Origin of the sequence: Sphaerisporangium rufum, from assembly GCF_016863395.1 — a bacterium.
Lineage (GTDB): Bacteria > Actinomycetota > Actinomycetes > Streptosporangiales > Streptosporangiaceae > Sphaerisporangium > Sphaerisporangium rufum.
In genome coordinates this window covers 75,332-96,572 of the sequence record NZ_BOOU01000059.1, presented here as the reverse complement: position 1 = coordinate 96,572, position 21,241 = coordinate 75,332, and the positions used below count along the sequence as shown (strand labels likewise).

At 75.4% G+C, this 21,241-nt stretch carries 18 protein-coding genes; 10 read left to right on the top strand and 8 right to left on the bottom strand.

What is annotated here, in order from left to right:
* The first annotated feature begins 31 nt into the window (after window positions 1-31).
* Complete coding sequence (locus Sru01_RS22695) at window positions 32-1,000, top strand: helix-turn-helix transcriptional regulator (protein WP_203989650.1); 969 nt, start codon at window positions 32-34, stop codon at window positions 998-1,000.
* Between the two features lie 247 nt (window positions 1,001-1,247).
* On the opposite strand, the gene Sru01_RS22690 is transcribed toward Sru01_RS22695, so the two are convergent.
* From Sru01_RS22690 to lhgD, 3 genes are read right to left on the bottom strand one after another with little or no spacing between them, the layout of a single operon-like run.
* Complete coding sequence (locus tag Sru01_RS22690) at window positions 1,248-2,786, bottom strand: sensor histidine kinase (protein ID WP_275412198.1); 1,539 nt, start codon at window positions 2,784-2,786, stop codon at window positions 1,248-1,250.
* Window positions 2,783-3,481 carry a response regulator transcription factor gene (locus tag Sru01_RS22685; RefSeq protein ID WP_203989648.1) on the bottom strand — a complete coding sequence of 233 codons (699 nt, stop codon included), beginning with the start codon at window positions 3,479-3,481 and terminating at the stop codon, window positions 2,783-2,785. Before Sru01_RS22685 ends, Sru01_RS22690 begins: the two co-directional genes overlap by 4 nt.
* Window positions 3,482-3,504: 23 nt before the next feature.
* A complete protein-coding gene (gene lhgD / locus Sru01_RS22680; protein ID WP_203989647.1) occupies window positions 3,505-4,689 on the bottom strand; it encodes an L-2-hydroxyglutarate dehydrogenase in 1,185 nt (394 codons plus the stop codon).
* A gap of 172 nt (window positions 4,690-4,861) precedes the next feature.
* Here lhgD and Sru01_RS22675 point away from each other — a divergent pair, with 172 nt between their 5' ends.
* Window positions 4,862-5,245, top strand: coding sequence for a hypothetical protein (locus Sru01_RS22675; RefSeq protein WP_203989646.1), 384 nt, complete (start codon window positions 4,862-4,864; stop codon window positions 5,243-5,245).
* 32 nt (window positions 5,246-5,277) lie between these two features.
* On the opposite strand, the gene Sru01_RS22670 is transcribed toward Sru01_RS22675, so the two are convergent.
* On the bottom strand, window positions 5,278-6,360 hold the full coding sequence (locus Sru01_RS22670) for a hypothetical protein (protein WP_203989645.1): 1,083 nt from the start codon (window positions 6,358-6,360) through the stop codon (window positions 5,278-5,280).
* 243 nt (window positions 6,361-6,603) lie between these two features.
* On the opposite strand from Sru01_RS22670, the gene Sru01_RS22665 reads away from it, so the two are divergent.
* From Sru01_RS22665 to Sru01_RS35835, 8 genes are all read left to right on the top strand, one after another.
* Window positions 6,604-7,575, top strand: coding sequence for an aldo/keto reductase (locus Sru01_RS22665; RefSeq protein ID WP_203989644.1), 972 nt, complete (start codon window positions 6,604-6,606; stop codon window positions 7,573-7,575).
* Between the two features lie 192 nt (window positions 7,576-7,767).
* On the top strand, window positions 7,768-8,973 hold the full coding sequence (locus tag Sru01_RS22660; protein ID WP_203989643.1) for an efflux RND transporter periplasmic adaptor subunit: 1,206 nt from the start codon (window positions 7,768-7,770) through the stop codon (window positions 8,971-8,973).
* Window positions 8,970-9,815 (top strand): ABC transporter ATP-binding protein, encoded by an 846-nt coding sequence (locus Sru01_RS22655; protein WP_239137656.1) that lies wholly within the window; start codon window positions 8,970-8,972, stop codon window positions 9,813-9,815. The genes Sru01_RS22660 and Sru01_RS22655 overlap by 4 nt, the downstream gene beginning before the upstream one ends.
* A 36-nt stretch (window positions 9,816-9,851) precedes the next feature.
* Window positions 9,852-11,123, top strand: coding sequence for an ABC transporter permease (locus Sru01_RS22650; protein ID WP_203989642.1), 1,272 nt, complete (start codon window positions 9,852-9,854; stop codon window positions 11,121-11,123).
* Window positions 11,124-11,156: 33 nt separating this feature from the next.
* A complete protein-coding gene (locus Sru01_RS22645; RefSeq protein ID WP_203989641.1) occupies window positions 11,157-11,756 on the top strand; it encodes a hypothetical protein in 600 nt (199 codons plus the stop codon).
* Window positions 11,757-12,013: 257 nt separating this feature from the next.
* Window positions 12,014-12,532: a hypothetical protein gene (locus Sru01_RS22640; protein WP_203989639.1), complete on the top strand. Its 519-nt coding sequence runs from the start codon at window positions 12,014-12,016 to the stop codon at window positions 12,530-12,532.
* Window positions 12,533-12,743: 211 nt separating this feature from the next.
* The gene (locus Sru01_RS22635; protein ID WP_203989637.1) at window positions 12,744-14,711 is read left to right on the top strand and encodes a P-loop NTPase family protein; all 1,968 of its coding nucleotides are present in this window, start codon (window positions 12,744-12,746) and stop codon (window positions 14,709-14,711) included.
* Window positions 14,708-16,801, top strand: coding sequence for a GTPase (locus Sru01_RS35835; protein WP_239137655.1), 2,094 nt, complete (start codon window positions 14,708-14,710; stop codon window positions 16,799-16,801). Before Sru01_RS22635 ends, Sru01_RS35835 begins: the two co-directional genes overlap by 4 nt.
* A 329-nt stretch (window positions 16,802-17,130) precedes the next feature.
* On the opposite strand, the gene Sru01_RS22625 is transcribed toward Sru01_RS35835, so the two are convergent.
* The 4 genes from Sru01_RS22625 to Sru01_RS22610 all read right to left on the bottom strand — a co-directional run bounded on the left by Sru01_RS22625 (window position 17,131) and on the right by Sru01_RS22610 (window position 21,195).
* Complete coding sequence (locus Sru01_RS22625) at window positions 17,131-18,228, bottom strand: SPFH domain-containing protein (protein WP_203989636.1); 1,098 nt, start codon at window positions 18,226-18,228, stop codon at window positions 17,131-17,133.
* A 10-nt stretch (window positions 18,229-18,238) separates the two neighbouring features.
* Window positions 18,239-18,670 carry an NfeD family protein gene (locus Sru01_RS22620; RefSeq protein WP_203989635.1) on the bottom strand — a complete coding sequence of 144 codons (432 nt, stop codon included), beginning with the start codon at window positions 18,668-18,670 and terminating at the stop codon, window positions 18,239-18,241.
* Window positions 18,671-18,781: 111 nt separating this feature from the next.
* A complete protein-coding gene (fahA, locus tag Sru01_RS22615) occupies window positions 18,782-20,023 on the bottom strand; it encodes a fumarylacetoacetase (protein ID WP_373869535.1) in 1,242 nt (413 codons plus the stop codon).
* Window positions 20,020-21,195, bottom strand: coding sequence for a homogentisate 1,2-dioxygenase (locus tag Sru01_RS22610; RefSeq protein ID WP_203989634.1), 1,176 nt, complete (start codon window positions 21,193-21,195; stop codon window positions 20,020-20,022). The genes fahA and Sru01_RS22610 overlap by 4 nt, the downstream gene beginning before the upstream one ends.
* Window positions 21,196-21,241 lie beyond the last annotated feature (46 nt).

Sequence of the window (21,241 nt, the reverse complement as noted above, 5' to 3'; positions counted from 1 at the left end):
CCTGGCCGCGATTCGTGCCATCGTGGCATCCATGGCGGACACGACGGGCCGGGTGCTGCGGTTGCTCTCCCTGCTGCAGGCGCGGCACGAGTGGCCCGGCCCGGAGCTGGCCGGGCGGCTGGCGGTCAGCCCGCGCACCCTGCGCCGCGACGTCGACCGGCTGCGCGAGCTGGGCTATCCGGTGGACGCGACCAGCGGCCCGGCCGGCGGTTACCGGCTGGCGGCCGGCACGGCGATGCCGCCGCTGCTGCTGGACGACGAGGAGGCGGTGGCCATCGCGGTCGGCCTGCGCACCGCGGCGGCGGGCACGGTCACCGGGATTGAGGAGACCTCGGCCCGCGCGCTGGCCAAGCTGGAACAGGTGCTGCCCTCCCGGCTGCGCCGCCGGGTGAACGCGCTGCAGACCCAGACCGTGGCGCTGCCCGCCCCGCCGCCCGGGCCGTGGCCGACGGTCGACCCGGCGACGCTGGCGCTGCTGGCCCAGGCCGGCCGGGACCGCGAGCGGCTGCGGTTCGGCTACCGCCGCCGGGACGGCGCGCAGAGCCCCCGGCTGGCCGAGCCCTACCGGCTGGTGGCGGCCGGGCGCCGCTGGTACCTGGTCGCCTGGGATGCCGGGCGGGGTGACTGGCGCACCTTCCGGGTGGACCGGATCACCGGTCCGCGGCCGACCGGTGTCCGGTTCGCCCGCCGCGAGCCGCCCGAGGGGTACGTCGAGCGGTCCATCGTGGCCCCGATCAGCCGGTACCAGGCCGTGGTCACCCTGCGCGCCCCGCTGGCCGTGGTCGCCGAGCGGATCCGGCCCTCGGCCCACGTGCGGCTGGAGGCGGTCGACGAGGACACCTGCCTGCTGCGCACCGGGGGCGATTCGCTGGAGTGGCTGGCGCTGACCCTCGGGCTGCTGGACCTGGACTTCACCGTGCACGAGCCGCCCGAGCTGGCCGGCCGGATGCGTGCCCTGGCCGCCCGCCTCCGCGACGCGGCCGGCCCCCCGCCGCCCTGAACCGGCCAGGCCGGGCCCGGAACGCGACGGCTACGGCCCCTGGGCCGCGCCTGATCGCCCCCGCCTTACCGCCCGGGCCGCATCCGCTCGCGTACCGGGAGCAGAGTGGTCAGGTGGTCGCGGGCCTGCTGCCGGGTCGCGATGACAAGCCTTGTCGCAGCCCGGCATCGGCTGACCTGCCTTGTCGCAGCCCGGGATCAGGAGTGAACCGGAGTGCGGGCCCACGCGACCGGCGTGCGGGCGCCGGTCAGTCCGCCGGCGGATGCGCCTCCGGGGTGAGGGGCAGGAGGACGCGGAAGGTGGCGCCGGCGCCGGGCGCGGTGTCGACCGTCACCGTCCCGCCGTGCGCGGCGACCAGGCCGGCCACGATGGCCAGGCCGAGCCCGCTGCCTCCCGGGTCCTGCTCCGGCGCCGCGCGGGTCCGGGCGCGGGAGCGGTCGGCGCGGTAGAAGCGTTCGAAGATCCGCTCGGCGTCCTCCGGCGCCAGGCCGGGTCCCTTGTCGGCGACCTCGAGGAACGCCTCGACGCCGCTCGCCCCGGTCCGGACGGTGATCGGCGTACCGGGCGGGGTGTGCGCCAGCGCGTTGCTCACCAGGTTCCCGATGATCTGGCGGAGCCGCACCTCGTCACCGGCGACGATCGGCGCGGCGTCGCCGGCCACCTCCAGGGTGATCTCCCGGTCGGCGGCCAGGATGCGGGCGTCCTGGACGGCGTCCCCGGCCAGCGCGAGCAGGTCGACCGGCCGCCGGTCCGGCGGCCGCTGCCCGTCCAGCCGGGCGAGCAGCAGCAGATCCTCCACCAGCACGCCCATCCGGGCGGCCGCCTCCTCCACCCGGAGCATGAGCCGGGCCGGGTCGCCCGCCGGGTTCTGCCGGTAGAACTCGGCGAACCCGCGGATGGTCGTCAGCGGGGTGCGCAGCTCGTGGGAGGCGTCGGCGACGAACCGCCGCATGCGCTCCTCGGAGGCGCGGGCCGCCGCCGCGGCGATCTCGCGGTCCTGGAACGCCGCCTCGATCTGGGCCAGCATGCCGTTCAGCGACCCCGCCAGGCTGCCCACCTCGGTGCGCGGATCGCGGTCGGGCACCCGCCGGCCGAGGTCGCCCGCCGCGATGGCCGCCGCGGTGTGCTCCATCTCGGCCAGCGGGCGCAGGCTCCGGCGGACGATGACCGCGCCGAGACCGGCCAGCCCGAGCGTGACGGCCGCCCCGCCGAGCGCCTCGATCAGCACCAGCCGGCCGATGATCTGGTCCACCGAGGACAGGTCGATGGCCAGCACCAGGCTGCCCACCTCGGGGACCGCGGCCACCAGCACCCGCCAGGTGCCGCCGCCGGACTCGGCCCGCACCGTGCGCGGCTCGCGGCCCGCCGGCCCCGCGGCGGCCACCGGCGGCACCGGTCCGGGCCGGCCCTCGGCGGCCAGCCCGGTGACCGTGGCCAGGACCCGGCCGTCCTGCCCGCGGACCTGCAGCAGGCCCTCCGGCGGTATCCGGCCGCCGAGCGGGGCGGGGCCCGGCCAGGGGCGCTGCAGCCGCCGCGCGACGTCCCGCGCGAACGTGTCGAGCTGCTGGTCCACCCGATGCATCAGGTAGCCGCGCAGCAGGGACACGCTGCCCACCCCGACGACGGCCAGCGCGATCGCCACCAGCGCCAGCATGGTGGCGATCAGCTTGACCCGTAGCGGGGTGCGGGCCGACAGCGCGGCGAGCACCGGCCGCGTCCGGGCCCGCGGCGCGGTGGCGGCCGGCGCGGGCGGGACCGGCGCGGCGGCGGGGGCCGGGCCGGTCACGGCGGCGGGGTGCGCAGGACGTAGCCGACACCGCGCAGCGTGTGGATCAGGCGCGGCGTGCCGGTGTCGATCTTCCGGCGCAGCACCGACACGTACGACTCGACGATGCCCGCGTCGCCGCGGAAGTCGTAGTCCCACACGTGGTCGAGGATCTGCGCCTTGGACAGCACCCGCCCGGGGTTGGCCATGAAGTAGCGCAGCAGCTTGAACTCGGTGGGCGAGAGCGCGACCACCTCGCCGCCCCGCCACACCTCGTGGCTCTCCTCGTCCAGCTCGATGTCGGCGAAGGTCATCCGGGGCGGCGCCGCCGGGTCGCCGGCCGTGCGGCGCAGCACCGCCCGGATCCGGGCGATCACCTCCTCCAGGCTGAACGGCTTGGTCACGTAGTCGTCGCCGCCCAGGGTGAGGCCCCTGATCTTGTCCTCGGTGGCGTCCCGGGCGGTGAGGAACAGGACGGGGGTGTGGACGCCGCCGCCGCGCAGCCGTCGCACGACGTCGAATCCGTCCATGTCGGGCAGCATGACGTCCAGCACGATCAGGTCGGGACGGCGCCGCTGGGCGGCGCGCACCGCGTCGGCGCCGCCGGCGGCCGGCGTCACCTCGAACCCGGCGAACCTGAGACTGGCGCACAGCAGTTCGAGGATGTTCGGGTCGTCTTCGACGATCAGCAGCCGCGCTTCCGGGGAGTCGGTCACCCTCCTATAGTGGCGTGCCCGCTTTAAGTTCCGATGAAAGTCATGATGTGCCGGGCGATGGCCAGGCTGGAGGTCGCGGCCGGCGAGGGGGCGTTGCGCACCAGGACCACCGGGCCGTGCACGTCCACCACGAAGTCGTCGACCAGGGTGCCGTCCCGGCCGACCGCCTGCGCCCGCACCCCGCCCGGCGCGCGGGCGAGGTCGAGCGCGGTCAGCCCGGGCACGTAGCGGCGGGCGGCGTTCAGGAAGGCGTTGCGGGCCAGCGACCCGTAGATCTCGTGGACGCCGGTCCGCCAGTTGCGGGCCGCCATCCGCCGGGTGCCCGGCCAGGCGGCCAGCTCGCGCAGGTCGCGCGGCGAGATTCGCCGCCACGAGTAGCCCTCCCTGGCCAGCGCGGGCACGGCGTTCGGCCCGACCAGCACCTCGCCGTCGATCCGCCGGGTCAGGTGCACGCCGAGGAACGGGTAGCGGGGGTCGGGCACCGGGTAGATGAGCCCGCGGACCAGGTTCCTGGCCTCCGCGGTGAGCCGGTGGTACTCGCCGCGGAACGGCACGATCCGGACGTCGCCCGGGTGCCCGCTCATCGCGGCGATGGCGTCCGAGCCGAGTCCGGCGCAGCCCACCAGCCGGTCGAAGGCGAACCGGGTGGAGCCGGCCAGCACCTCCACCCCGGTCGCGGTCTCGCGCAGCGCGCGCACCGGGTGGCTCAGCCGGACGGTCCCGCCGAGTTCGGCGACGTCCTCGGCGAGCCGCCGCGCCACGGCGGTGAAGTCGGTGATCGCGGTGTGCGGGGAGTGCACGGCGCCGACGCCGACGGCGTGCGGCTCGATCTCGCGCAGGCCGAGCGCGTCCAGCTCGGTGACGCCGGGGACGCCGTTGTCCCGGGCCCGCTCGGCGATGCGGCGCAGTCCGGCGCGTTCGGCGGCGGTGGCGGCGATGACCAGTTTGCCGACCTCCTCGTAGGGGAGCCGGTGTTCGGCGCAGTACTCGCGCAGCAGGGCGACGCCCTCGCGGCAGAGCCGCGCCTTGAGCGAGCCCGGGGCGTAGTAGATGCCGGCGTGCACCACGCCGCTGTTGTGGCCGGTCTGGTGCGCGGCGACCCGGTCCTCCTTGTCGAGGACGGTCACCGTGGCACCGCGGGCGGCCAGCTCGCGGGCCACCGCCAATCCCAGGATGCCCGCGCCGACGATACCGATTCGCTGAGTCACAGGGGGTTATCTTGCTCGCTTTACCGAATGTGCGCCAGGCATGAGCAGTGGACGGTATGTCGGGATGCCCGGGACGCGCCGTCCGGCGGCCGGACCGAAGGCCGCGGAGACGCTGGAAACGGAGCCGGAGGCCCTACCACTTGATCGAACAGGTATTCGATAGGCTGGCCGGGTGTACCTTCCGCCCGGATGGCCGGCGGAGGTCCGCCCGCCGGGCAGCCCGGACTGGGAGGCCTCCGCGGTGGCCTGGCTGCTCGACGCGGTGCCGCCCGACTACCGGGCGTACGGCGTGCTGCGCCGGCATCCGCTCGCGCTGGCCCGAATGGCCCGCGGGCACGTGCGGGCGAACGTGGCGGCGGCGCGCGACGGCTACCGCGGCGCGGCCGTGGAGCTCAAGGAGCACCTGCCGCCGCACGCCGTGGAGGCGGTGCTGGCCGCCTACCGCCGCGAGGGGCCGCGGCTGGTGCGGCTGGCCGCGGCGATCGAGCTGGTCGAGCAGGCGCTGCGCGGCGAGCCGTTCGTCCAGCGGATGAACGGCACCGGCCCGCGCCGCTGATGAACATCGCCAGGCGGCCGCACCGCGGGTGATCAGCGGGCCCGGCGGGCGATCAGCGCGATGATCCCGGTGGCGCCGAGCGCGACGGCGAGCCACGCGGCGATGACCCCGGCCGGCACCCCGGCGTCGCCGGCGGTCATCGAGGTGCCGGTGGCCGCCGCGTCCGGCACCCCGGGCACGCGGGACGGCCGGCTCCGCTCCCGCGCGGCGGAGGGCGAGCCGGCCGGGCGGGCGGCGGCGGACTCGGGCAGCGGCACCAGGTGGACCGGGCTGCGCGGCCCCTCGCTCCCGGTGAGCAGCGCCTGGCCGTCGGAGGTGTAGGTGATCGACTCGGCCTGGCGCAGCGGCGGCATGGTCAGCCGGGTGATGAGCTTGTCGGGGGCGCGGTAGAGCGAGGCGGAGAAGTAGGTGCGGATGACGAAGCCCGACCCGTCCGGGGCGTAGGCGGCGTCGGTGGCCATGATGGGCGCCGAGCCGACCCGGCGCAGGATGTTCACCCGGTCGGTGCGCAGCCGGGTGGGCGCGGCGTAGATCGACCCGGCGAACTCCTTGCTCACCACGTAGACCCGGCCGGTGCGCGGGTGCACCATCATGCCCTCGGCGTTGCGCGGCCCGTCGTGGTAGCGGAAGCGGTAGCGGGTCGCGCGCACGGTGGCGTCGCGCAGCGTCCGGGGCTCGGGCACCCGGTAGATGGAGTAGTCGGGCCAGGCGCCGTCGAAGTTGTCACCGATGTCGGCGAACCACAGGTGGCTCTGCCCGGTGGCCGGGTCGATCGAGGCGGCCATCGCCTCCCAGTCGCGGGCCGCCGCGCCCGCCACGGTGAACGCGGCCCGGGTGCGCCCGTCCGGGCCGACCGCGTAGAACCGCGGGCCGGAGCCGCTGTCGTTGTGGGTGTAGACGATGCCCTTGTGGGTCGGCGATACGGCCAGCCCGCTGGACTCGGTGATCCGCGGATCGCGGAAGCGGAACAGCAACCGCTCGGCGGACCCGCCGGTGGCGCCCGGGTCGCGGGCCGCCGCGACGTCCCGCCCGGCGGCCCGCGCCGGCACCGGCGGTGCCAGCACCGCCAGCAGCCCCAGCACCCCGGCCACTCCGGCCAACCTTCTGTTCCCCACCCGGACATCATGCCCGCCGGTACCCGGCGGTGCGCGCCGGCCGCCGGACCATGGCGCGGAGTTGGCGCAAGCCTGGTGATCCCGCCGGGCCGGCCGGAGCGCGTTCCTGATCCAGGGTGAGGGTGGAATCTCCGACGGGTGACTTCGGCAGAGGGTTCTTCGCGATCACGGGATCAACTTCTTCGAGACCGCGAACGTCTACGGCTGGCCTGGAGTGCGCTCCAGGTGCTTAGTGTGGGAAGCATGGATTACGTACATCTTGGACGTTCTGGTCTGTCCGTCAGCCGCCTGTGCCTGGGCACCATGAACTTCGGCCCGGTGACCTCGGAAGAGGACTCCTTCGCCATCATGGACAAGGCGCACGAGCTGGGGATCAACTTCTTCGACACCGCGAACGTCTACGGCTGGAAGAAGGGCGAAGGCGTAACCGAGAACATCATCGGACGATGGTTCGCGAAGGGCGGCGGCCGGCGGGAGAAGACGGTCATCGCCACCAAGCTGTACGGATCGATGGGCGACTGGCCCAACGACACGTTCCTGTCCGCGCTGAACATCCGGCGGGCCTGTGACGCCTCGCTGCGGCGGCTGCAGACCGACTACATCGACCTGTACCAGATGCACCACGTCGACCGGGACACCCCGATCGACGAGGTCTGGGAGGCGATGGAGGTCCTCCGCCAGCAGGGGAAGATCATCTACGCCGGCTCGTCCAACTTCGCCGGCTGGCACATCGCCCGCGCGCAGGAGGCGGCGCGGCGGCGCGGCTTCACCGGCCTGGTCTCCGAGCAGTCGCACTACAACCTGCTCACCCGCCAGGTCGAGCTGGAGGTGCTCCCCGCCTGCGAGGACTACGGGCTCGGCGTGATCCCGTGGAGCCCGCTGGCCGGCGGCCTGCTCGGCGGCGTGCTGCGGAAGATCGACAAGGGCCGCTCCGCGTCCGACCAGGTGGCGGAACGGCTGGCCGAGCACCGGCCGAAGATCGAGAAGTACGAGGCGTTCTGTGACGAGCTGGGGGAGGACCCGGCCGACGTCGCGCTGGCCTGGCTGCTCACCCGCCCGGCGGTCACCGGGCCCATCATCGGCCCGCGCACCGGCGCGCAGCTGGAGGGCAGCCTGCGCGCCCTGGAGATCAAGCTGGACGACAAGGCGCTCGCCCGGCTGGACGAGATCTTCCCGGGGCCGGGCGGCCCGGCCCCGGAGGCGTACGCCTGGTAACGGCCGCCCTCGATCCGCCGCCCGGCCGCCCGCGGGGTGCGCGAGCACCCCGGGGCGGCGCGGGCGGCCGTGCCGTACCGCCGGCGCCCGTACCGCCGGCGGCGCGCCACCCGCCCGCCGGCCGCCCGTTGTCAGGAAACGCTCAGGTACGGCGCAGGTTCGTCCCAGCGGGATGGTCCAGGCTCAAGGGTCGTGAAGCTGTCGACCAAGCGCCGAGCGCTGATCGTCAACGGCACCCTGGCGGTGCTGTTGCTGGGCGGCGCGGGCGTCGCCTACGCGTCGCTGACCGCGGGGCCGTCCGCCGAGGCGCCGCCGCCGACCGCCCCGGTGACCAGAGGAACCGTGCTGGCCACGGTGTCGGCGTCCGGTGCCGTGGCCAGCGCCAAGACCCGCTCGCTGGACTTCGGCACCGCCGGCACGGTGACCAAGATCTACGTCGAGGCCGGCGAGAAGGTCGACAAGGGGCAGATCCTCGCCCGGGTGGACGGCACCGCGGCCCGGGAGGACCTGGACGCCGCGGCGGCGTCGCTGGACGCGGCGCGGGACGGCGACACCTCCACCGCCGCGGGCTACTCCCAGTACGTGCAGGCCAGGAACTCTTATCGGGCCGCCGAGCGGGCACTGGACGGCACGGTGATCAAGGCCCCGTTCGCCGGGACGGTCACCGCCGTGAACGGCACCGTGGGCGGGAGCTCGGGGTCCGCCGGCTCCGGCGGCAGCGGGTCCGGCGGATCCACCGGCTCCGGCGGATCCGCCGGCTCCTCGGGAGCCTCGGGGGCGGCCGGCGCGTCGTCCGGCACCTCCGGCTCGTCCGGCGACGGGTTCATCGAACTCGCCGACACCCGGCGCCTGCAGATCGTCGGTGACTTCACCGAGTCCGACGTCACCCGGCTCAAGATCGGCCGGCCCGCCACCGTCACGTTCGACGCGCTGGCCGGGGTGACCGCGAGCGGCAAGGTCACGCTCATCGACCCGGTGCCGCAGACCAGCGACAACGTGGTGCAGTACGCGGCCACCATCTCGCTGTCCGGTGTGCCGGCCTCGGTGCGGCTGGGCCAGACCGCCACCGTCCAGGTCGTCGTCGCGCAGGCGGACGGCGTGCTGACCGTGCCGAGCACCGCGGTGCGCACCGCCGGCGGGCAGAGCACGGTGAGCGTGTACGAGAACGGGCGGCAGGTGACCCGGCGGGTGGAGATCGGGGTCAAGGGCGACACCACCACCGAGGTGAAATCGGGGCTGCGCGAGGGCGAGCGGGTGGTGCGCAGCACCTCGACCGGCACCGGCGGCCTGCAGGGCGGCTTCCCGGGCGGCGGCTTCCCCGGCGGCATCCGGGTGGGCGGCGGCAACGGCGGCGGCGGGGGCCGGGGCGGCGGGACCGGCGCGGGAGGCGGCCGATGACCGGCCCGGTGAGCGGCCCGATGACCGGCCCGGTGAGCGGCCCGGTGAGCGGCACGGCGAGCGGCACGGCGAGCGGCACGGCGAGCGGCACGGCGCCGGACCGGGCAGGCGGCGAGGTCCCGGTCCTGGACGTCCGCGAGGTGACCAAGGTCTACGGGGCCGGCGAGGCCCGGGTACGCGCGCTGGCCGGCGTCTCCTTCACCGTCCGGCGCGGCGACTTCGTGGCGATCATGGGGGCATCCGGCTCCGGCAAGTCGACGCTGATGAACATCCTCGGCTGCCTGGACATCCCCACCAGCGGTCGCTATCTGGTCGACGGTACCGACGTCGTCGCGCTGGACGACCGGCAGCAGGCGATGCTGCGCAACCAGAAGATCGGGTTCGTCTTCCAGTCGTTCAACCTCATCCCGCGGATGACCGCGCTGGCCAACGTGGAGCTGCCCCTCGCCTACGGCGGGGTGGCCGCGGGCGTCCGGCGGGCCCGGGCGCTCGCCGCGCTGGAGCAGGTCGGGCTGGCCGACCGGGTGCGCCACGAGCCGAACGAGCTGTCCGGCGGCCAGCAGCAGCGGGTCGCCGTGGCCCGGGCCCTGGTCACCGCGCCGTCGCTGCTGCTCGCCGACGAGCCGACCGGCAACCTCGACACCGCGTCCACCGCCGACGTGCTGCGGATACTGGACCGGCTGAACGCCGGCGGCCGGACGATCGTGCTGATCACCCACGAGGACGACGTGGCCGCGCACGCCAGGCGGGTCATCCGCCTGGTGGACGGCCACATCGTCGAGGACCGCCGGCAGGCCCCGGTGGACGGCCCGCCGCCGCGCCCGGCCGGGAGCACCGGATGACCGGGCCGGCGCGGACGGGTGGGAAGGCGGCGGGCGATGGGCGTCCTTGAGATCATGCGCTTCGCGGTGCGCGGGCTGCTGGCCAACAAGCTGCGCAGCGGCCTGACCACGCTCGGCATCCTGATCGGGGTGGCCGCGGTGATCCTGCTGGTCGCGGTAGGCCAGGGCGCCTCGCAGTCGATCCAGCAGAACATCCAGCGCCTGGGCGCCAACACCCTCACCGTGATGCAGTCCTTCGCCGGTGGCGGCGGCCGGGGCGGCGGCTTCGGCCCCGGCCCGGTGCAGGCCGAGGCCGGGCAGGCGCCCGCCGGGCCGCGCACCCAGGCGAAGCGGCTCAGCCTGGCGGACGCCCGGGCCCTGGCCGACACCGCGAGCGCGCCGTCGATCAAGAGCGTGTCCCCGGTGGTCACCGCCGCGTCCCAGGCCGCCGCCTACGCGGGCGGCAGCCATACGATCCAGCAGCTGGTCGGCACCTACCCGAGCTACTTCGAGGCGTCCAACAAGCCGGTGGACAAGGGCACGTACTTCTTCAACGACGACGTGCTGGCCGCCCGGAAGGTCATCGTGATCGGGCGGACCGTCGCCGACGAGCTGTTCGGCCAGGTCGACCCGCTCGGCAAGCAGGTCAGCGTGGCCGGCGTGCCGTTCACCGTGGTCGGCGTGCTCAAGGAGACCGGCTCCACCGGCTTTCAGGACGCCGACGACATCGCCGTCGCCCCGCTGCCCGCCGTCCAGCAGAGCCTCACCGGGTTCGGCCCGCTCGACCAGATCATCGTGCAGGCGCGCAGCGCCGAGGCGGTGGACGCGGCGCAGTCGGAGGTCACCGGGGTGCTGGACCAGCGGCACGGCATCGCGGCCGGCGCCACCGCCGACTACCGGATCCTCAACCAGGCCGCGCTGCAGGAGACCGTCGGCGCCGCCGTCGGCACGTTCACCGTGCTGCTCGGCGCGGTCGCCGCGATCAGCCTGCTGGTGGGCGGCATCGGCATCACCAACATCATGCTGGTCACGGTCACCGAGCGGACCCGGGAGATCGGCATCCGCAAGGCCATCGGAGCGCCGCGCGGCGCCATCCTCGGCCAGTTCCTCGCCGAGGCCACCATGCTGAGCCTGTTCGGCGGGGTGCTCGGCGTGATCGTCGGCGTGGCCGGCGGCAGCCTCACCATCGCCGGCATCGAGCCGGTCGTCGTGCCGGCCTCGATCGTGCTGGCGCTGGCGGTGTCGGTCGCGATCGGACTGTTCTTCGGTAGCTATCCGGCGAACCGGGCGGCGAAGCTGCGTCCCATCGAGGCGCTGCGGCACGAGTGACATGGCCATCGGATCAGGGAGATCGACCCACAGATGAGTACGAGCAGGCGCAAGCCGGAACCGGCGCCCGCCGCGGAGCCGCTGGAGACCTCGCCGTTCGACGGCGACCTCGACGCCGAACTCACGCCGCGGCCAGCCGGTCGCCGGATGTCCACGCTCACCCTGGTGCTCGGTGCCGGGGTGCTGCTGGTGGCCGGCATGGTCGCCGGCATCCAGGCGCACAAGTGGTGGGGCGCGTCCACCGGGGTCGACGCGCTGATCGCGGCGGCGCAGCGCTCTGGTGCCGGCCAGGGCGCGGGCCGGCCGGCCGGGGCGGGCCGCTTCCCCGGCCAGGGGCAGGGCGGCCAGGCCGGGCAGGGCGGTCTCGGGCAGGGCGGTGCCGGCCAGGTCACCTTCGGCACCGTCAAACTGGTGGACGGCGCCAAGATCTACCTGCAGACGGCGAGCGGTGAGATCGTCACGGTGCGCACCACCGGCGACACCCGGGTCCAGGTGACCCGGGCGGGCAAGGTCAAGGACCTCAAGCCCGGCAGTACGGTCGTCGTCCAGGGGGAACGCCGGGACGACGGCACGGTCGGCGCGACCGCGGTGAGCCAGGCCGGCGCGCCCGGCGGCCGGACCGGCGGCGGCTGACGGCGGTGCCGTGCCCGCGGTGCCGTGCCACGGCGGTGCCGTGCCACGGCCGGCAGGATCGCCGGTGACCGCCGGCCCGGTTCGCCATCCCTGCCCTTTTGCTGCTACCTATCGGTTTTGTTGCCGTATGCCCGCTTCGCTGCCGCCGGCCCGGCCGGGGCTTCCAGGTGATTCTCAGGTTGGGGCCATGTGGCGTTGAGATTCGTGGACTTCGATGGTGCCGTCAGAGTCCCCCGGCTTCCTTTGGAGTCCATCCCGTGACCGCGTCGCTCCGGGTGCCCGCGCTCGTCGTGGCCGCCGTCCTGCTGGCGGCGGGCTGTGGCGGCGGCACCGCCGGCGACGCGGCGGCCGTTCCCTCCGCCTCCACCACCCCCGGTGGGGGCGCGGCCTTCGCCGACTGCCTTCGGGCGCACGGGGTGGCACCGCCCACGGGCCGCCCAGGTGGCGCATCCACGCCTCGGCCGGACGCCTCCCCGTTCGCCCGGCCGAGCGGGGGGCCGGGGGGCCCTGGCGCCATGAACCCGCAGTGGCGCGCGGCCTTCGAGGCCTGCCGCTCGCTGGCGCCGCGCGGCGGCCGCGGGCCGGGGCGGCCGGACGACTCCGCGCTGCGCGCCTTCCGGTCCTGCATGAAGGACAACGGGGCCGACCTGGCCGAGGGCGAGGGCCGGCGGCGGCTGGACACCGGTGACCCGGCGGTGGCCAGGGCGCTGGAGAAGTGCCGCCCGTTGATGCCCACTCCCGTCCGGCCCGGCGCCGGCGCGTCCTCACCGACCTGACGCCCTGGCCTGACGCCCTGGCCTGCCGGGCGGCGATCACCACCGGACTACGGCTCGGCCTGACCCCTGGCCTGCCGGGTGGCGGTCACCACCGGCCCCGGCCCGCCTGACGCCCCGTCCCATCGGATGGCGATCACCACCGGACCCGGTCCGGCCTGCGGTTTCACCCCACCGGCGGATACCCGGGCGCCTGCGGGGCATGACCGGGTGTATGGCAGGGAACGACGGTCTGCGCACGGCCCTGGAAGACCTGCGCCGCCGGCTCGATCACGATCTCTTCCCGCTGGCGGTCGGTGACGCGCCCGAGCACCGCCGCGCGCTGAGGGAGCTGGTCGGCCAGCTCGACGACTATCTGCTGCCCCGCGTCGCCGCCATGGACGCGCCGCTGCTGGCCGTCGTGGGCGGCTCCACCGGGGCCGGCAAGTCGACGCTGGTGAACTCGCTGGTGGACGCGGACGTCACCGAACCGGGCGTGCTGCGGCCGACCACCCTCGCGCCCACCCTGGTCGCCAATCCCGCCGACGAGGCGTGGTTCACCCGGCAGAGCGTGCTGCCCGGCCTGGCCCGGACCACCGGCGGCGGGCGCGGCGAGCCGGGAACCCTGCGGATCGTCACGGCGGGCACCCTGCCCCCCGGGCTGGCCCTGCTGGACGCGCCGGACATCGACTCGGTGGTCACCGCCAACCGGGAGATGGCCGCCCAGCTGCTGGCCGCCGCCGACCTGTGGCTGTTCGTCACCACCGCCGCCCGGTACGCCGACGAGGTGCCCTGGGGGTTCCTGCGCAGCGCCCGCGAGCGCAGCACGGCCCTCGCCGTCGTGCTCGACCGGGTGCCGTCCGAGGCGATGGAGCCGGTGACGGCGCACCTGGGCCGGCTGCTGGCGGCCAACGGGCTGGCGGGCACGCCGCTGTTCAGCGTGCCGGAGGCGGCGCTGGCGGAGGAGGACACCCGCCTGCCCCCGGCGTCGGTGCGCCCGATCCGCGACTGGCTGGCGACGATCGCCGCCGATGCCCAGGCCCGGGGTGAGGTGGTGCGCCGCACGCTGGCCGGCGCGCTGGACAGCCTGGCCGTCCGGGTCCCCGCGCTCGCCGACGAGGCCGACCGGCAGCGGGCGGGCCTCGCGGACCTGCGCCGTTCGGTCGAGTCCGCCTACGGTGCGGCGATGGCCGCCTTCGACGACGGCATCCGGGACGGCTCGCTGCTGCGCGGCGAGGTGCTGACCCGATGGCAGGACTTCATCGGCACCGGCGACTTCATGCGGTCGCTGGAATCGCGGATCGGCCGGCTGCGCGAGCGGGTGGTCTCGGCGTTCACCGGCCGGCCGGCCCCGGACGCCCGGCTGGAGATGGCCCTGTCCACCGGGGTGGAGGCGCTGATCCGGTCCGCCGCGGACGCCGCCGCCGAGCGGACCCTGGAGGCGTGGTCCGGCACGCCCGCCGGCCGCGACGTGGTGGAGCGGGCCGGCGCGGTGGCCGCCGGGCGGCTGGGCCGCGCCTCGGGCACCCTGCCCGAGCGGGCCGGGTCCGCCGTGCGGGACTGGCAGGGGTACGTGCTGGAGCTGGTCGCCCGGGAGGGGGCGGAGAAGCGGACCACCGCGCGGCTGGCCTCCTTCGGGGTCAACGGGCTCGGGCTGCTGCTCATGCTGATGGTCTTCGCCTCCACCGGCGGGCTCACCGGCCTGGAGGTCGGCATCGCCGGCGGTACCAGCGTGCTGAGCCAGAAGCTCCTGGAGGCGGTGTTCGGCGATCAGGCCGTGCGCACGTTGACCCAGATGGCGCGGGACGACCTGCGCCGCCGGGTGCGGGCGCTGCTGGACGAGGAGGCCGCCCGCTTCACCGCCCTGCTGGACGACGTGGGGCCGCCGCCGGACGCCGCCGACGGCCTGCGCCGCGCGGCGGCCGAGGTCCGCGCCCACCGCGCCGAGATCGGCGTCCCCGACGCCGCCGGTCCCCAGGAGGCGGGGCCCACCCGGCCGCTGCCCGTTCCCCAGGACGCCCGCGACGCCGGTCCCCAGGACGCCGGGACCACCCGGCCGCTGCCCGTTCCCCAGGACGCCCGGCCGGAGCCGTCCGGCCCGCAGGACCGCCCGCCCGCACCGCCCGCGGACCCCGGGGAGCGGGGCCGGGGAAGCGCGCCGGCTCCCGGCGAGGCGCCGCGCACCTGGGCGGACCGGCCGTGAAGGTGCTCAGGCGGGTCAAGGAGGTCCCGCTCGACAACCGGCTCGCCGCGCTCGCCGAGGCGGCGGCGCTGGCCGAGGGACGGCTGGACCAGGCGGCGGTCGAGCAGGCCCGGGGGGTGGCGGCCCGGGCGGCGGCCCGGCGCGGCCTGTCGGTGGGCCACACGGTGGTCGCGCTGGCCGGCGCGACGGGCAGCGGCAAGTCCTCCCTGTTCAACGCGGTATCCGGCACCTCGCTGGCCGGGGTGGGGGTGACCCGCCCGACGACGTCGGCGGCGCAGGCGGCGATGTGGGACCCCGAGGGGTCCGGGCCGCTGCTGGACTGGCTGGAGGTGCCGCGCCGGCACTCGGTCGAGGCGGCGGACGCCGCGCTCGGCGGGCTGGTGCTGCTCGACCTGCCCGACCACGACTCCATCGAGGTCGCGCACCGGCTGGAGGTGGACCGGCTGGTCGCGGTGGTCGACCTGCTGGTCTGGGTGCTCGACCCGCAGAAGTACGCCGACGCGGCGGTGCACGAGCGCTACCTGCGCGGGCTGCGCCGGCACCGGGACGTCATGGTCGTCGTGCTGAACCAGGTGGACCGGCTGGCGCCGGCGGCGGTGGACCGCTGCCTGCGCGATCTGCGCCGGCTGCTGGACGAGGACGGGCTGGCCGGCGTGCCGGTCATCGCCACGTCCGTGCCGCGCGGCACCGGGATCGCCGAGCTGCGCGCCGAGCTGGCCCGGCGGAACGCCGATCACCGGGTCTGGGCCGACCGGCTGGCCGCCGACGCCCGCCGGGCCGCCGACCTGCTGGCCGCGGCGTCGCAGGGGCCGGCCGGGACGGCGGGAACGGCCGGAACGGCGACGGCGACGGGCGGCGTCCCGGTGGCGGAGGTCGCGGTGGACCCCGCCGGGCTGCGGCGGCGGGCCGAGGAGGCCGGTGACGCGCTCGGCGGGCTGCCGGCCGAGCGGCTGACCGCCGCGCTGGCCGAGGCGGCGGGAGTCCCGCTGGTGGTCGCCGCCGTCGCCAAGGCGCACCGGCACCGTTCGATCGCGGCCACCGGCTGGCCGGTCACCCGCTGGCTGCGGCGCTTCCGGCCCGATCCGCTGCGCCGCCTCCACCTGGGGGTGCCGCCCGGTGGCCGGCACCTGGTCGCCGCCGAACCCGGCGGCCCGTCCGCGCTCCCGCCCCCCGGGCGCCAGGCGTTGCCCGGCGCCCAGCCGGCGCCGGCGCAGCCCGCGGCGCCCGGCCAGAGTCCGCCACCGGTCCTGCCGGGTCCCGATGGACCCGGAGCCGGTCCTGCGCACCCCGCCGCGTCCGGTCAGAACCCGTCCGGTCGGGCCGCTGCCGCTCACGGCGCGGCCGATGAGACCCGATCCGATCAGACCCGGTCCGCCTCGGGAACGTCTGCCGGCGGAGGCGCCACGCCGGATGCGCCCGGCGGCCGGACGGCCGTGCCCGCGACCTCCCGGACGTCCCCGAGCGCCTCCCCGGCCACCCGGACGTCCCCGGGGGTGCCGGGCGGGCGGCCGGTGCCGGAGCGGACCTCGCTGCCGCCGGCCACCGCGGTACAGCGGTCCCGGGTGGACACCGCGATCCGGGACGTCGGCTCGGCCGCCGCGTCCGGGCTGCCCGAGCCGTGGGCCGCGGCGGTACGGCACGCGGCCCGCTCGGCGCAGGGCGAGGTCTCCGACCGGCTGGACCGGGCGGTGGCGACCACGACCGTGGGCGCCGGGCGGCGGCCGCACTGGTGGCGGCTCGCCGGCGCGGCCCAGTGGCTGCTGTTCGCGGCGATGGTCGCCGGGGCCCTCTGGCTGACCGCGCTGTTCGTCCTGGACTACCTGCGGCTGCCGGAGCCGCCGACCCCGACGCTCGGCGTCGTTCCGTGGCCGACCGTACTGCTGGCCGGCGGCGCCGCGGCCGGCCTGCTGCTCGCGCTGCTCTGCCGGCTGGCCGCCGCCGTCGGCGCGGCCCGCCGGGCGGGCAGGGCCCGGCGAGCGCTGACCGCCGGGGTGGCCGAGGTGGGACGCGAGCTGGTCATCGAGCCGGTCCGCGACGAGCTGGACCGCACCGGCCGGTTCGCCGAGCTGGTCACCCAGGCTCGCACCTAGCCCAGCGAGCCGGCCGGCACCACCGGTTCGCCGACCTGGTCACCCAGGTCCGCAGCCGGACCGGTGCCGGGTGGGTCCGTCGGCCTCGGCGACCGGGTCGAGGCCTGGCCGGTCGGCGCCGTCCCCGTTGAACGGCTCGGCGCGGTGGCGGGCCGGTCGGAGGCCCCCGTGGTTCTCGTCCGGTCGAAGTCAGGCGACGACGCGCCGGCCGGTTCCGTCAGCGGACCGGGCGGGTCTGCCGGGTCCGGAGACCAGGCCCGCTGGCCGGTGTCCCGCCCGGCCCGGTGCCGTCGATCGTGGCGCCGGGCCGGGCGGGGTGGCACACCGGTTCAGGGGTTCTCCGGGCGGCGGACCCGGTGGGTGGCGGTCTCCTCGGTGAGGTCGGCGAGCGGGTCGGCGGCGGCAGCGGCGGGTGCGGCGGGCGCGGCGCCGAGCTGGCGGGGGCCGGAGTCCTCGGCGTCGGCGATGGCCTCCTCGGCGGCCTGCACGGCGTTCGCGGCCTCCTTGCGGGCGGCGGTGCGCGGCCGGGTGTCCTCCCGGGTGGCCGGCGACTGCGGCAGCGACTCGGTGAAGGCCCGCGAGACGCCCTGCAGCGCCGAGGTGACCTCGCTGGGGATCACCCAGAACGTGTTGCCCTCGCCCTGGGCGAGCTGCGGCAGCACCTGGAGGTACTGGTAGGCGAGCAGCTTGGGGTCGGGGTCGTTGCGGTGCACGGCCTGGAAGACCTCGTCGATCGCCTGCGACTGGCCCTCGGCCTTCAGGATGGCCGAGGTGCGCTCGCCCTCGGCGCGCAGGATCGCGCTCTGCTTCTCGCCCTCGGCGGTGAGGATCTGCGACTGCCGGAAGCCTTCGGCGGTGAGGATGGCGGCGCGCTTGTCCCGCTCGGCGCGCATCTGCTTCTCCATCGCCTCCTTGATGGTGCGCGGCGGGTCGATCGCCTTGATCTCCACCCGGTTGACCCGGATGCCCCACTTTCCGGTGGCCTCGTCCAGTACGCCGCGCAGCTGGCTGTTGATGGTGTCCCGCGAGGTCAGCGTGCTCTCCAGGTCCATGCCGCCGACGACGTTGCGCAGCGTGGTGACGGTGAGCTGCTCGACGCCCTGGATGAAGTTGGCGATCTCGTACTCCGCCGCCCGCGGGTCGGTGACCTGGAAGTACAGCACGGTGTCGATGTCGACGACCAGGTTGTCCTCGGTGATGACCGGCTGCGGCTGGAAGGAGACCACCTGCTCGCGCAGGTCGAGCATCGGGCGCACCCGGTCCACGTACGGGATGACGAAGTTCAGGCCGGGGCCGAGCGTGCGGTGATAGCGGCCGAGCCGCTCGACGTTGCCCGCCCGCGCCTGCGGGACGATGCGCACCGCCTTCAGAATGGTGATCACCGCAAGTAGTACGACGAAGATGCCGGCGATCAGAGCAGCATCCATATTGGCTCCCTCATTCCCGGGGATATACGAGGGCGGTCGCACCCTCGATCTCGATGACGTCGACGGTGGCGCCCGCCGGGATGACCAGGGTGTCATCGTAGGCGCGGGCCGACCATTCCTCCCCGCTGATGCGTACCCGGCCGTCGTGGCCGGTCACCTCGCGGGTGACGTACGCCGGCCGGCCGACCAGGGCCGCGACGCCGAACCGCCGCGCGGGCCGCTCGGTCAGGTGGCGGCGGGCGATGGGGCGCAGCACCACGATGCCGGCCACCGAGGCGACGACGAAGACGAGCAGTTGCACGAAGACCGGCAGCCCGAGGGCCGCGACCGCCGTGGTGAGCAGCGCCGCGCCACCCAGCAGCCCGAGTGCCGCGGTGAGCGTGAATATCTCCGCCACGCCCAGCACGGTCGCCAATATCAACCAGAAGATCCACGACTCCATCCGCCCGGCCCTCCCATAATGGACAACGCCCGCCGGTCACCGGTGGTTCCCCTATGCCCGGTGAATCGGTATCCAATGACATAAAGTGCCGGAAGTCACTGGCCGTCGCGGTCAGGATGCGGGTACCGGCCGGGCCGGCTGGATGGTGCCGGTCACCTCGCCGAGCGCGATCCGAGCGCCGCCCGGTCCCGGCGCGGTCGCCGAGATGGTCACCGTGTCGCCGTCCGCCAGGAAGGCGCGCTCGCCGGCGGCGGTCCGCACCGGCTCGGCGCCGTTCCAGGTCAGCTCGATCAGCGATCCGCGCTGCTCGCGTGCCGCCCCGGAGACCGTGCCGCTGGCGTACAGGTCGCCGGTGCGCAGCGACGCCCCGTTGACGGTCAGGTGGGCGAGCATCTGGTCCGGCGTCCAGTACATCTCGCGGAACGGCGGGTGCGAGACCGGCTCGCCGTTCAGCTCGACGGTGATCGCGATGTCCAGCCCCCACGGCTCGCGCCGGGCCAGGTAGCCGGGCGGCGCCGGGTCCTGCGCGCGCCCGGGGACGCGGGCGGCGGCCAGCGCCGCGAGTGGGGTGATCCAGGGCGACACCGAGGTGGCGAACGACTTGCCGAGGAACGGCCCGAGCGGGACGTACTCGAAGGCCTGCACGTCGCGGGCGCTCCAGTCGTTCAGCAGGGTGACGCCGAAGACGTGGTCGGCGAAGTCGCCGGCGGGCTCGCCGAGCCGGGTCGGGGTGCCGACCACGAACCCGAGCTCCGCCTCGATGTCCAGCCGGGTGGACGGCCCGAAGACCGGCGAGCCGTCACCGCCCGGTTCCGGTGCCCGCTGGCCGAGCGGGCGGCGGACCGGGGTGCCGGAGACGACCACGGTGCCGGCCCGCCCGTGGTAGCCGACCGGCAGGTGCCGCCAGTTGGGCGGCAGCGGGTCCTGGTCCGGGCGGAAGATCCGTCCGACGTTCGTGGCGTGCTCTAGCGAGCAGTAGAAGTCGACGTAGTCGCCGACCTCGACCGGCAGGTGCAGCCGTACGTCCTCGAGCGGTACCAGGTGCGGCTGGACGGCGGCCCGGTTGGCCGCCGCCTCCGGGACGTCGGCGGCGAGCAGCCGGCGCAGCCGGTCGCGGGTGTCGGCCCAGGCGGCCCGGCCGCGGGCCAGGAAGCCGTTCAGCGCGGGCGCGGCGAACACCTCGTCGTGCAGGGTGGCGGCCAGGTCCAGCACCTGGTCGCCGATCCGGACGCCGCACCGGGCCGGCCCGCCCGCCCGGGAGTAGACGCCGTAGGGGAGGTTCGCCAGGGAGTACGGCGAGGCGTCGGCGCCCGGCACCCAGCTGGACGCCGGCGGGCCCGCGGCGTCGGTCACCGGGCCCACGTCCAGGCGTAGGAGGAGTCCTCGCAGGCCAGCGCGGCCTCGCCGAGGTCCAGCGGGCGGAAGGTGTCCACCATCACCGCCAGCTCGCTGGTGAGGTTCATCCCGCGCTTGACCGCGTCCACCGCGGCCTCCACCGCGCCGGGCTGCGGGCCGTGGGTGAACCCGGCCGGGTGCAGCGAGATGGAGCCGACGTCGATGCCGGATCCCTTGCGCGCGGTGTAGTCGCCGCCGGCGTAGAACATGAACTCGTCGGAGTCCACGTTGTGGTGGTTGTACGGGATCGGCACCGCCTCGGGGTGGAAGTCCAGCGGGCGGGGGCAGAAGGAGCAGATCACGAAGCCGGGGCCCTCGAACGTCTGGTGGACCGGCGGCGGCGCGTGGGTGCGCTTCACGATCGGCTCGAAGTCGGCGATGTTGAAGGCGTACGGGTACAGGCAGCCGTCCCAGCCGACCACGTCGAACGGGTGGTGGGCGTAGGTGAGCCGGGTCAGGCCGCCGCGGGTGCGCACCAGCACCGGCACCTCGGTGTCCTCGACGATCAGCGGCTCGCCGGGGGTGCGCAGGTCGCGCTCGCAGTACGGGGCGTGCTCCAGGAACTGGCCGTACTGCGACAGGTAGCGCTTGGGCGGCCGGATGTGCCCGGCGGCCTCGATGACCAGCGCCCGCACGGTGGTGCCGTCCAGCGGCACCCAGCGGTGGATGGTGCCGGTCGGGACGACCACGTAGTCGCCCTCGCCGGCCTCGATGGCGCCGTAGGTGGACTCGAAGCGCACCCGGCCGCCCGCCACGTAGACGCACTCGTCGCCCTTGGAGTCGCGGTACAGCTCGCTGGGGCGGTCGGCGGCGGCGTACGACATGCGGACGTCGCCGTTGCCGGCCAGCGCCCGGCGGCCGGTGACCAGGTCGCCGCCGGCCGGCAGGTCCTGGGTGCGGAAGTGCCGGGGGGACAGCGGCAGGTTCGGCGCCAGCGCGGCGCCCGGCCCGTCGGTCACCGCCTCGGCCTTGACGATGGCGGTCGGCAGGTACCGGTGGTAGAGCAGCGAGGAGTCCGAGGAGAAGCCCTCCTCGCCCATCAGCTCCTCGGCGTACAGGCCGCCGTCGGGCCGGCGGAACTGGACGTGCCGCTTGCGGGGCACCTCGCCGACCGTGCGGTAGTACGGCATCGACCCTCCCGTTGTACGTATATCGGACAACGATGTCCTCTATACG

What these genes read in the sequence shown, in the direction of transcription:
- Sru01_RS22695 (WP_203989650.1), top strand. Translation starts at nt 32, where the DNA reads ATGGCGGACACGACGGGCCGGGTGCTGCGGTTGCTCTCCCTGCTGCAG.
- Sru01_RS22665 (WP_203989644.1), top strand. Translation starts at nt 6,604, where the DNA reads ATGGATTACGTACATCTTGGACGTTCTGGTCTGTCCGTCAGCCGCCTG.
- Sru01_RS22655 (WP_239137656.1), top strand. Translation starts at nt 8,970, where the DNA reads ATGACCGGCCCGGTGAGCGGCCCGATGACCGGCCCGGTGAGCGGCCCG.
- Sru01_RS22650 (WP_203989642.1), top strand. Translation starts at nt 9,852, where the DNA reads ATGGGCGTCCTTGAGATCATGCGCTTCGCGGTGCGCGGGCTGCTGGCC.
- Sru01_RS22645 (WP_203989641.1), top strand. Translation starts at nt 11,157, where the DNA reads ATGAGTACGAGCAGGCGCAAGCCGGAACCGGCGCCCGCCGCGGAGCCG.
- Sru01_RS22635 (WP_203989637.1), top strand. Translation starts at nt 12,744, where the DNA reads ATGGCAGGGAACGACGGTCTGCGCACGGCCCTGGAAGACCTGCGCCGC.
- Sru01_RS22625 (WP_203989636.1), bottom strand. Translation starts at nt 18,228, where the DNA reads ATGGATGCTGCTCTGATCGCCGGCATCTTCGTCGTACTACTTGCGGTG.
- Sru01_RS22620 (WP_203989635.1), bottom strand. Translation starts at nt 18,670, where the DNA reads ATGGAGTCGTGGATCTTCTGGTTGATATTGGCGACCGTGCTGGGCGTG.
- Sru01_RS22610 (WP_203989634.1), bottom strand. Translation starts at nt 21,195, where the DNA reads ATGCCGTACTACCGCACGGTCGGCGAGGTGCCCCGCAAGCGGCACGTC.